Annotated in this window: 11 protein-coding genes; 3 read left to right on the top strand and 8 right to left on the bottom strand. The window is 72.3% G+C overall.

From position 1 onward, the window contains the following. The 4 genes from ligD to ASF38_RS07915 all read right to left on the bottom strand — a co-directional run. Nucleotides 1-1,660, bottom strand: a 1,660-nt coding sequence (gene ligD, locus ASF38_RS07930) for a non-homologous end-joining DNA ligase (RefSeq protein ID WP_235497510.1), incomplete at its 3' end; no start/stop codon positions are given. Between the two features lie 35 nt (nt 1,661-1,695). Beyond that, complete coding sequence (locus ASF38_RS07925) at nt 1,696-2,538, bottom strand: Ku protein (protein ID WP_055961499.1); 843 nt, start codon at nt 2,536-2,538, stop codon at nt 1,696-1,698. A gap of 111 nt (nt 2,539-2,649) precedes the next feature. Next, the gene (locus ASF38_RS07920; protein ID WP_055961495.1) at nt 2,650-3,192 is read right to left on the bottom strand and encodes a hypothetical protein; all 543 of its coding nucleotides are present in this window, start codon (nt 3,190-3,192) and stop codon (nt 2,650-2,652) included. A 202-nt stretch (nt 3,193-3,394) separates the two neighbouring features. Continuing rightward, nucleotides 3,395-4,147, bottom strand: coding sequence for a CatB-related O-acetyltransferase (locus ASF38_RS07915; RefSeq protein ID WP_056552066.1), 753 nt, complete (start codon nt 4,145-4,147; stop codon nt 3,395-3,397). Between the two features lie 137 nt (nt 4,148-4,284). Between ASF38_RS07915 and ASF38_RS07910 the strand changes: the two genes are divergently transcribed. Then, nucleotides 4,285-5,244 (top strand): GGDEF domain-containing protein, encoded by a 960-nt coding sequence (locus ASF38_RS07910; protein ID WP_162237320.1) that lies wholly within the window; start codon nt 4,285-4,287, stop codon nt 5,242-5,244. Here the strand turns inward: ASF38_RS07910 and ASF38_RS07905 are convergent. After that, the gene (locus tag ASF38_RS07905) at nt 5,235-5,645 is read right to left on the bottom strand and encodes a DUF3817 domain-containing protein (RefSeq protein ID WP_082480590.1); all 411 of its coding nucleotides are present in this window, start codon (nt 5,643-5,645) and stop codon (nt 5,235-5,237) included. The genes ASF38_RS07910 and ASF38_RS07905 overlap by 10 nt on opposite strands. A gap of 56 nt (nt 5,646-5,701) precedes the next feature. Here ASF38_RS07905 and ASF38_RS07900 point away from each other — a divergent pair, with 56 nt between their 5' ends. Next, on the top strand, nt 5,702-6,343 hold the full coding sequence (locus tag ASF38_RS07900) for a hypothetical protein (protein ID WP_056575006.1): 642 nt from the start codon (nt 5,702-5,704) through the stop codon (nt 6,341-6,343). Nucleotides 6,344-6,365: 22 nt separating this feature from the next. On the opposite strand, the gene ASF38_RS07895 is transcribed toward ASF38_RS07900, so the two are convergent. The 3 genes from ASF38_RS07895 to ASF38_RS07885 all read right to left on the bottom strand — a co-directional run bounded on the left by ASF38_RS07895 (nt 6,366) and on the right by ASF38_RS07885 (nt 8,246). After that, nucleotides 6,366-7,286, bottom strand: a complete 921-nt coding sequence (locus tag ASF38_RS07895; protein WP_055961483.1) for an SDR family oxidoreductase — start codon at nt 7,284-7,286, stop codon at nt 6,366-6,368. Between the two features lie 64 nt (nt 7,287-7,350). Beyond that, nucleotides 7,351-7,878 carry an SRPBCC domain-containing protein gene (locus ASF38_RS07890; protein ID WP_056575004.1) on the bottom strand — a complete coding sequence of 176 codons (528 nt, stop codon included), beginning with the start codon at nt 7,876-7,878 and terminating at the stop codon, nt 7,351-7,353. Next, nucleotides 7,875-8,246, bottom strand: coding sequence for a helix-turn-helix transcriptional regulator (locus ASF38_RS07885; RefSeq protein ID WP_056574999.1), 372 nt, complete (start codon nt 8,244-8,246; stop codon nt 7,875-7,877). Before ASF38_RS07885 ends, ASF38_RS07890 begins: the two co-directional genes overlap by 4 nt. Before the next feature lie 52 nt (nt 8,247-8,298). Here ASF38_RS07885 and ASF38_RS07880 point away from each other — a divergent pair, with 52 nt between their 5' ends. Beyond that, complete coding sequence (locus ASF38_RS07880) at nt 8,299-9,243, top strand: 1,4-dihydroxy-2-naphthoyl-CoA synthase (protein ID WP_056574993.1); 945 nt, start codon at nt 8,299-8,301, stop codon at nt 9,241-9,243. Nucleotides 9,244-9,254: the final 11 nt, after the last annotated feature.

The raw sequence follows: 9,254 nt of genomic DNA, 5'->3' as shown, positions 1-9,254 counted from the left end.
AGGTGGCGGTGACGTCGCGACCGCTGCGCCCGACGAGCCGCACGGCGCCCGCGTCGCACGTGGCCACCACGCGCACCCCGTCCCACTTCATCTCGAACGCCCAGGCGGCCGCGTCGGCGTGGGCGTCGAACGTGCCGGCGCGCGTGGCGAGCATGGGTGCGACGGTGTCGAGTCGTCCGGGGTCCGGCGACGCCCCCTCGTCGGCGCTGTCGTCGGGGCTGTCGTCGCTGCTCGCCTCGTCGCTCTCCGGGCTCTCCTCGGCCGGCGCGCGGGCCGGGTCCATGCGGTGCATGAGCCAGTTCTCCCCGGTGCGGATGAGCGCGAACCGCACGCTGCCGCCGAGCCCGCCGCCTTCGCTGCCGTGCAGGGTGGCGATGACCTCGCCGTCCTTCCACTTCTCGAGCGCGTACGTGCCGTGGTCCCAGATCGTCACCTCGCCCGCGCCGTACTCACCCTTCGGGATGGTGCCCTCGAACGTGGCGTAGTCCATCGGGTGGTCCTCGGTCGGCACCGCCAGGTGGTTCTTCCCGGGATCCTCGGGTGGACCCTTCGGCACGGCCCACGACACGAGCACCCCCTCGCGCTCCAGTCGCACGTCGTAGTGCAGCCGGGTGGCGTGGTGCTCCTGGACGACGAAGACCGGCCCGTCACGGTCCGGGTCGGCGCTGTCGTCGGCCGGAGCGTCGGCGGGGACGGGCTCGGGCGTGCGGCTGGGGTCGCGCATGGACCGGTAGACCGTCAGGCGGTCGGGCGCTGCGGTCCCGGACGCGGCCGCGTCGATGTCGCTGCTCCCCGCCCCCAGGCCGGAGAGGGGGTCGTCGGAGCGCTCCAGCACCTCGGCCATCGTCAGGTGCCGCAGGTCGGGACCGAGCTCGTCCCAGTGCCGTGGCGCAGCGACGAAGGGGCCCTCGCCGTCCGGCGCCGCGCGGCCACGCAGCGAGTAGGGGGCGATCGTGGTCTTGGCCTGGTTGTTCTGGCTCCAGTCGACGAGCACCTTGCCGTCGCGCAGGGACTTCTTCATCGACGAGACCACGAGGTCGGGCATCGCGTCCTCCAGGGCCGCGGCGACCTGCTTGGCGAAGGCGTTCACGTAGTCGGGTCCGTGCTCGCCGGTGAGCCGGGCGTACAGGTGCAGTCCCTTGCTGCCGCTCGTGACGGGCCAGGCCGTGAGCCCCACGTCGTCGAGCAGCTCGCGCGCGGCGAGTGCCACCTCCACGCACTCGGCCAGACCCGCCCCGGGACCGGGATCGAGGTCCAGCACCAGGCGGTCGGGATGGCGGGGCGTGCCGTCGGCGTCGACCCGCCACTGCGGCACGTGCAGCTCGAGCGCCGCCACCTGCCCCAGCCACGCCAGGGTGGCCGCGGAGTCCACGATCGGGTACACGTTCACGTGGCTCTTGTGCCGTACCACCACCCGGCGCACCCAGTCGGGCGCCGAGTCGGGCAGGTTCTTCTCGAAGAAGAGCTCACCAGGATGCTCGGTGTCCCCGACGCCGTTCGGCCACCGTTTCCGGGTGGCCGGACGACCGGTCGCCCACGGCAGCAGCCGGTCGGCGACCGCCACGTAGTACGAGATCACCTCGGCCTTGGTCGTGCCCGACGCCGGGTAGAGCACCTTGTCGAGGTTGGTGACGCGCAGGCGGCGACCGTCGACCTGCACGGTCTGGGACGACCCGCGACCCGCCACGACCGCGGTCAGGCCTTCTTGCGGGCGCGCGGCTTGGTCGCGTCTCCCGAGCCCTGACCACGCCGCTCCTTGCTGCGCTCGACGCTGCGCTTCAGCGCCTCCATCAGGTCGACGACCTCGGCGTCCTCGCCCTCGTCGTCCTTCTCGCCGAACGTGGCCGCGGTGTCGATCGTGTCGCCCTGCTCCAGCTTGGCCTCCACGAGCGTGCGCAGCTGCTCCTGGTAGTCGTCGGTGAACTGCGACGCGTCGAAGTCGGCTGCCAGGGAGTCGACCAGCTGGGCGGCCATGTCGCGCTCCTTGGCGCTGATCCGCGGCACCTGGTCGAGCACGTCGAACTCCGCCTCGCGGATCTCGTCGTCCCACAGCATCGTCTGCAGCAGGAGCGTCTTGTCGCGCACCCGCAGCACCGCGAGCCGCGTCTTCTGCCGCAGCGCGAACCGCACGACCGCGCTGCGGTCGGTGTCCTCCAGGGCGCGCCGCAGGAGGGTGTAGGGCTTGATGGCCGTCTTGTCCGGCTCCAGGAAGTAGGCCTTGTCCAGCCGGATCGGGTCGATCTGCTTGGCCGGGACGAACTCCACGACCTCGATCTCCTTGGCCGTCTCGGCCGGCAGCGAGGCGAAGTCCTCCGGGGTCAGGACGACCGTGTTCTCGCCGTCGTCGTAGGCCTTCGCGATGTCCTCGTAGGCCACGACCTCGCCGCAGATCTCGCACCGGCGCTGGTAGCGGATGCGGCCGCCGTCGTCCGCGTGCACCTGGTGCAGGGACACGTCGTGGTTCTCGGTGGCGCTGTAGACGCGCACCGGCACGTTGACCAGCCCGAAGCTGATCGAGCCCTTCCAGAGCGAGCGCATGAGACCAGTCTTCCCTAGGTGGACGGAGTTGGGGAAGGCGCGCGGCCGGCCCGCACGCACGTCGGGCCGGGACCTCGGCGGTCCCGGCCCGACGTACGGGTGCTGCTACGGCTACTTCGAGCCGGGTCCGTCGACCGCGTCGAGCGAGTCGGCGGTGGGGGCGGCGCCGGGGGGCGTCGAGCCCGACGGCGGACGCGGCGCGGGCGCCGGAGCCGGCTGGTACGGCGGCGGGGGCGGAGCCTGCTTGCCCTTGAGCGTGGCGAAGGCGGCAGCACCGGCGCCGGCGATCAGGCCCAGGCCGACGATGCGACGCAGACGACGCTTCTTCTTCGGCTTGACCTCGTCGGGCAGGCGGTCGGCCACGCGCTTCGGCAGCTTGTCGTAGGTCTTCTCGTTGAGCTCGGGCGTGCGCTCGAGCAGCTCGTCGCGCAGCTCCGGGAGGCGCTCGCGCAGCTCGGCGACGCCGTGGCTGGCCTTCGCCGCGACGATGTCGCGCACGTCGGCGGCACCGGACTGGGTCTTGGCGACGACGCTGTCGCGCACCTCGGGAGCGTGGTCCACGAGCTGCTGGCGGACGTCGTCGGCCTGGGCGAGGAGGTCCTCGAGGCGGCTCTGGAGCTTGTCCTTGACGGTCTTGTTCTTCCTCAGCGGCATGCTGACACGGCTCCTCGGTGGTCGATGGTGCTTCTCGCTGTCGACACTATCGCCGGTGCCCCTGCGGTGCACCCTGTGGCGGTGCCGTGTCGGTTCTCCGCCCGCGGCCCGGAACCCCCGCCGGTGCCGTTTCTCCGCCCGCGGCCCGGAACCCCCGCCGGTGCCGTTCTCCGCCCGTGGTGCGGAACCCCCGCCGGGCGGTTCAGCCGCGCAGGCGACGGGCCGCGCGACGCCAGCGCGACGCGGGGGCCGGCGCGGTCGGCTTGACGATCTCGACGAACCCCGGCGCGTAGGGTTCGAGGCCGGCGTCGACGCGGCGGCCGATCTCTGCGGCGGCCGCACGGGGGTCGGCGAAGGGGACGCCGCTCAGCTGGTTGGGGGAGAAGCGCCACCACTGCAGCCGGAGCAGCTCGTCGACGACGTCGTCGGGGAGCCGGCGGCGCAGGACCCTGGCCGGCAGCCCGGCGGCGATCGAGTACGGCGGGAGGTCCTTCGTGACGACCGCGCCGGCGGCGACGACGCAGCCGTCGCCGATGCGCACGCCCTTGAGCACCACCACGTTGGCACCCAGGTGCACGTCGTTGCCGATGACGGCGGGCTCCTCGCCGCGGGTGCCACGGAACGAGGTCCGTCCGTCCGCCTCCGGGTCGACCGTCTCGACGGCGTCCGCGCTCGGGTGCCACCCCCAGGTGCTGGCGCGGTACTGGAAGGCGGAGGCGCTGAGCCACGTGGTGGGGTGGCTGATGGCGCCGAGGATGCTGCCCGGACCGATCTCGCCGTACCGACCGACGTCGGCCGACTGGATCTCCACGATCTTGCCGAACTCGGTGAAGGCGCCCACGTGCGTGTCGGAGCGGATCGTCAGGGCCCCGATGATCCGCACGGGCGGCTCGGCCAGGAACCGGGCGCCGTTGGACCGGTTGATCCGCTGGGCGCCGCGCGCGTGTTGCTCCACGGCGTCAGGGTATCGGCGCCCGGCAGAGGCTTTGGTCCCCCGTCCGGCCGTTCCGGCCCCGGTGCCTTCGCTGATCGGTGATCATGGACCCCGACGATCGGGGCCGAGCGGGTCGGGGTGGGGAAGCAGGGGTGCACGTGCCAGGTTCCGTCGCCCTCGCCGGCCGCACGTACCCGGCGATGAGCGTGGCCACGGTGCTGCTGAACCTGATCGCCGTGGCGATGCTGTCGCTGACCCTGCTCACGTGGCGACCCGACAACAACCCGAGGTCCGTGCTCGTGGCGCTGCTGCTCACGTCGGCCGCGGCCCTGGTCTGGACGCTGGTGCGGGGCGTGCTGCTCGAGCAGCGTGACGTGGCCGTGATGGTCGCCCTGGCGTTCGGGGCCCTCGCGGCGCTCACCTGGGGGACGGATCGCGAGCTGGCGGCGTTCGCGAACGGCTCGAGCGCTCCGATGCTCTCGGTGTTCGCGGTCTGGTTCCTGGCGATCGGGCTGGCGCGGGTGATCGCGTACGCCGGCACGGCGGTGTGGGGACTCGCGATCGCCAGCCACTCCGACGAGACGTTGCTGGTGCCTGCCGTCACCGTGGCCGTGCAGGTGGTGGTGGCGACGGAGGTCCTGGGCAGGCTCCGGGCGCGACTCGACCTGCTGGCCCGCACCGACGAGCTCACCGGGGCCCTCAACCGGCGAGGTGCGCACGCCCTCGTGACGCAGCACCTGACGCGCAGGGCGCGACTCGGCACGCCGCTCACGGTGCTGGCGCTCGACGTGGACGACCTGCGCGCGGTCAACAACCGGGACGGTCACCCGGCCGGGGACGCGATGCTGCGGGCGACCGTCGACCACCTGCGCTCAGGACTCCGACCTGGCGACGAGGTGGGCCGGCTCGGTGGTGACGAGTTCCTCGTGGTGCTGCCGGGCGCGGACCACGGGGTGGGTGACGTCGTGGCCCGACGGCTCGCCGAGGGAGCGCCGGCCTCCTGGTCCGTCGGGGTGGCCGAGGCGCGGGCCGACGACGACCCGGCGGCGCTGCTGGCCCGGGCCGACGCGCGGATGTACGAGCGGAAGCAGGCCCGGCGGGGCCTGGATCAGGCCTGAGGGGTGGGGGCGGACGTGGTCCGGGAGTCGACTCGTGCCGGGCGGCCGAGGAGCCCGCGTCGGTCGGCCAGCACCTCGAACACGACCGTGAAGAACGGCGGGATCGCGGCCAGCAGCGCGAGGACGAGCGTCTTGAGGTTCCAGCCGAAGGTGCGCCAGGCGACGAGGGCGGACGCGCAGTAGGCCACGAAGAAGGCGCCGTGGATGGGGCCGGAGATCGGGACGCCACCCTCGATGCCGGTGTGCGGGTCGTCCTGGACCACCCACTTGAAGAACATCGTGACGAGCAGGACGGCCCATGACACGGCCTCGGCGAACGCGAGGGCGCGGAAGGTCGGTCGGACCCAGGCCGGGTGGGTGCCGTCGGGGGAGGGGGCATCGGTGCGGCTGGCGGCGTTCACGGCGGCCAGGGTAGCGGCGCAACGCAAAAGAAACACCGGCGTGGTGAGATGTGCCCATGGCCTACCTGCTGCGCGTGGAGCTGCCCGACGTACCGGGCTCCCTGGGCGCGATGGCGTCGGCGCTCGGTGGTGCAGGTGCCGACATCGAGGCCATCGAGATCGTGGAGCACCGCTCCGACGGCAAGGCCGTGGACGACGTGCTCCTCGAGCTGCCGCCCCAGGTCATGGCCGACGCGCTCATCACGGCCTGCCACGAGCTCGAGGGCGTGCGGGTCCACTGGATCAGCCGCTACAACGCCGGCGCGAACCTCAGCATGGACCTCGAGGCCGTCGAGGCGTTCACCGCCGAGCCCGAGCACGCGATCGAACGGCTCGTGGAGGTCGTGCCGGCCACCTTCCGCACCGACTGGGCCATGGCGGTGCACCGGCTCGACGGGGAGGCGGCCGTGCTCAGTGCCTCGCCCTCGGCGCCGAAGCTGGTGCCTGACGCGGCGTCGTGGCTCTCGATCCGCAGCTCGCGTGCGCTCGACTCCGTGGACGCCTGGTCGTCGACGTTGCTCGCCGGCACCCAGGCGAAGGACCGCAGCGGTCAGGTGTTCGTCGTCGTGGTCGGACGCCACGGCGGACCGGAGTTCCTGGCCTCCGAGCTGGCCCGGCTGGGCCACATGGTGAGCCTCGCCGGGTCCGTCCAGGCCTGACGCGGCTGGGCCGGACGGGCTGTCAGGGGCCCTCGGGCTCCTCGACCACCGGCTTCTTGGGGTCGGTCAAGGGGACGTGGGCGTGCTGGAAGCGGCCCAGCGCCGCGACCTCGCGCTCGAGGTCGGGCACGTGCTTCTTCAGCTGCGGGCGCATGACGGCCCAGCCGATCGGGGAGTTCACGAGCGGCTTGGTCCAGTTGGCCACGACGACTCCGCGTCGCACGTAGACGCGGGTCTTGCGCCTGGCGAGTCCGGCGACGATCGCGTCGACGCACTCGGCGAGCGTCGTGGTGGCGTTCGCCGGGAACGGGAGCTTGCCGCGGATGACCTTGAACGTCGGCAGGTCGGCCTCGGCGCCGCGGACGATGTCGGTGTCGATCCACGACGGGTGGGCGACGCCGACCTTGACGCCGAGGTGCGCGACCTCCTGGCGGGCGACGAGCGCCAGTGACTCCGCGCCGGCCTTGCTGGCGTTGTACGACGCGAGGCCGGCCAGGTTGGTGAAGGAGGCGAGGGAGGCGACGACGAGCGCGTAGCCCTTGGTCTTCTCCAGGTGCGGGATCGACGCGTGCAGGGTGCGGTAGACGCCGTTGACGTTGATGTCGATGACCCGCTCGAAGGAGTCCTCGTCGATCTGGCGGACCGTGCCGTACGAGGCGATCCCGGCGTTGGCGAGCACGTGGTCGATGCGGCCGAAGTGGGCGGCAGCGGCATCGATGGCGGCGGTCATGGCGCGGCCGTCGCGGGCGTCGGCCTCCCACCAGGCCGCCGCGGGGCCCAGCTCCGTGGCCAGCGCCTCGAGCAGGTCGGGCTCCAGGCCCAGCAGAGCGACGCGGCCGCCCTTCGCGACGTAGGCCCGCGCGACTCCGGCGCCGATGCCGCGCGCCGCGCCGGTGACGACCAGGACCTTGCCGGAGAAGCCCTTGCGGGCGAAGAGTGCCATGCGGTCAACATACCGACGGTATCTGAGTTCGTCACGCAGGTGTGACGCATCGTGCGAGTGGGAGTCACCTGGGGTGGTCGGGGGTGAGCGTCTCCTGGAGTGCGCGGTAGTGGTCGTGCGTGGCGGCGAGGTAGGCGTCGAAGTCCAGGTCGTCGGTGTCCGCTCCGGACGCCGACGACACGAGCCGGTCGAGGTACCACTCCCAGCCGGGCCCGGTGTGCTCGACGATCGAGACGTCGTGGATCCGCTGGGCGAAGAGGAGCGTCGTGGTGCCGTCGGTCTCCCGCAGCTCGAGGTCGAGGTACCAGGCCCCGCCCTCGTCCACGACGTCGACGGCGAGGTGGGTCGGGGCGTCGCACGCGCGGATCTCGAAGCGGGACGGCTCGGCGGCGTCGCCCTCGGCGTTCATCTGGACCGTCACGTAGCCGTCGGCCGGGTCGCCGGTCCAGGTGCCGAACCAGCGGGCCAGGCGGTCGGACTCGGTGACCGACGCCCAGACGTCGTCGATCGGGGCGCGGAAGGTCCGTTCCCAGACGAGGTGGTCGTCGGTGCCGCGTCGCTCGTGGCGACCAGTGGGGGTGGGTGTGGTCATGCCGACTCCTCGTGGGTGCGGGTGGTGGGACGGTCGGTGGCGGGGTCGCGACGTTCGCGTCGGGTGCGGGCGACCTCGGTGGCCAGGGCATCGAGCGCCTGCTCGGGCACCGGCGGTCGAGGCGTGAGGGCGTCGACGAAGCGCCGCACCTCGTCGAGGGGCTCGGTGTGCAGGCGGTAGTGCCGTTCACGGCCGTGCTCGTCGGCGGTGACGAGTCCGGCCTCGGACAGCAGACGCAGGTGCTTGCTGACGGCCGGTCTGGACACCGGGTGCTCGGCCGCGAGGTCGGCGACCCGTCGTGGACCCTCGGCGAGCCGGGCCAGTAGGGCTCGCCGGACCGGATCGGCGAGCGCGGCGTAGACGTCCATACGCAATAGGTAACCAGTTGGTTACTCATCGTGTCAACGATACGGTCGCGCCATGAGTGCACTGCCCGGCGTGTCCGAGACCTTCGACCCCTCCGCGTGGAACGAGGTGGCCGGCTTCGAGCACCTGACCGACGTCACCTACCACCGCGCCGTCGACCACGGCACCGTCCGGGTGGCCTTCGACCGCCCCGACGTGCTCAACGCGTTCCGCCCGCACACCGTCGACGAGCTGCTGCAGGTCCTCGACCACGCGCGCACGTCGGCCGACGTCGGCTGCGTGCTGCTCACCGGCAACGGCCCGAGCGAGAAGAACGGCAAGCGATCCTTCTGCACCGGCGGCGACCAGCGCATCCGCGGCCGGTTCGGCTACCAGTACGAGGACGTGTCGGCGTCGGGGTCGGACACCGGGGCCGAGGAGCCCAGCCCGGTGGACAAGGCGCGGCTGGCCCGCCTGCACATCCTCGAGGTGCAGCGGCTCATCCGCTTCATGCCGAAGGTCGTCGTCTGCGTCGTGCCGGGCTGGGCGGCCGGCGGCGGTCACAGCCTGCACGTCGTCTCCGACCTCACCATCGCGAGCGCCGAGCACGCCCGCTTCAAGCAGACCGACGCCGACGTCGGCAGCTTCGACGGTGGCTTCGGCTCGGCCTACCTCGCCCGCCAGGTGGGTCAGAAGTTCGCCCGCGAGATCTTCTTCCTGGCCGAGGAGTACTCCGCCGAGGACGGCGTCCGGATGGGCACCGTCAACCGCGCGGTCCCGCACGCCGAGCTCGAGGCCACGGCGCTGGAGTGGGGCCGCATGATCAACGGCAAGAGCCCCACCGCGCAGCGCATGCTCAAGTACTCCTTCAACATGATCGACGACGGACTCGTCGGCCAGCAGGTGCTCATGGGCGAGACCACCCGCCTGGCCTACATGACCGACGAGGCGCAGGAGGGCCGCGACCAGTTCCTCGAGAAGCGCGACCCCGACTGGTCGGAGTTCCCCTGGTACTACTGAGCCGTCCTGGA

Origin of the sequence: Aeromicrobium sp. Leaf272 (assembly GCF_001422865.1) — a bacterium.
In the GTDB taxonomy this organism is placed as follows: domain Bacteria; phylum Actinomycetota; class Actinomycetes; order Propionibacteriales; family Nocardioidaceae; genus Aeromicrobium.
Note: the sequence above shows the minus strand (reverse complement) of the source record. Positions and strands in the feature narration are given on the sequence as shown.

Bases quoted from the DNA above. Each gene is read 5' to 3' on its own strand.
- ASF38_RS07925 (WP_055961499.1), bottom strand. From the start codon at position 2,538: ATGCGCTCGCTCTGGAAGGGCTCGATCAGCTTCGGGCTGGTCAACGTG.
- ASF38_RS07920 (WP_055961495.1), bottom strand. From the start codon at position 3,192: ATGCCGCTGAGGAAGAACAAGACCGTCAAGGACAAGCTCCAGAGCCGC.
- ASF38_RS07885 (WP_056574999.1), bottom strand. From the start codon at position 8,246: ATGGACGTCTACGCCGCGCTCGCCGATCCGGTCCGGCGAGCCCTACTG.
- ASF38_RS07880 (WP_056574993.1), top strand. From the start codon at position 8,299: ATGAGTGCACTGCCCGGCGTGTCCGAGACCTTCGACCCCTCCGCGTGG.
- ASF38_RS07890 (WP_056575004.1), bottom strand. From the start codon at position 7,878: ATGACCACACCCACCCCCACTGGTCGCCACGAGCGACGCGGCACCGAC.
- ASF38_RS07900 (WP_056575006.1), top strand. From the start codon at position 5,702: ATGGCCTACCTGCTGCGCGTGGAGCTGCCCGACGTACCGGGCTCCCTG.
- ASF38_RS07895 (WP_055961483.1), bottom strand. From the start codon at position 7,286: ATGGCACTCTTCGCCCGCAAGGGCTTCTCCGGCAAGGTCCTGGTCGTC.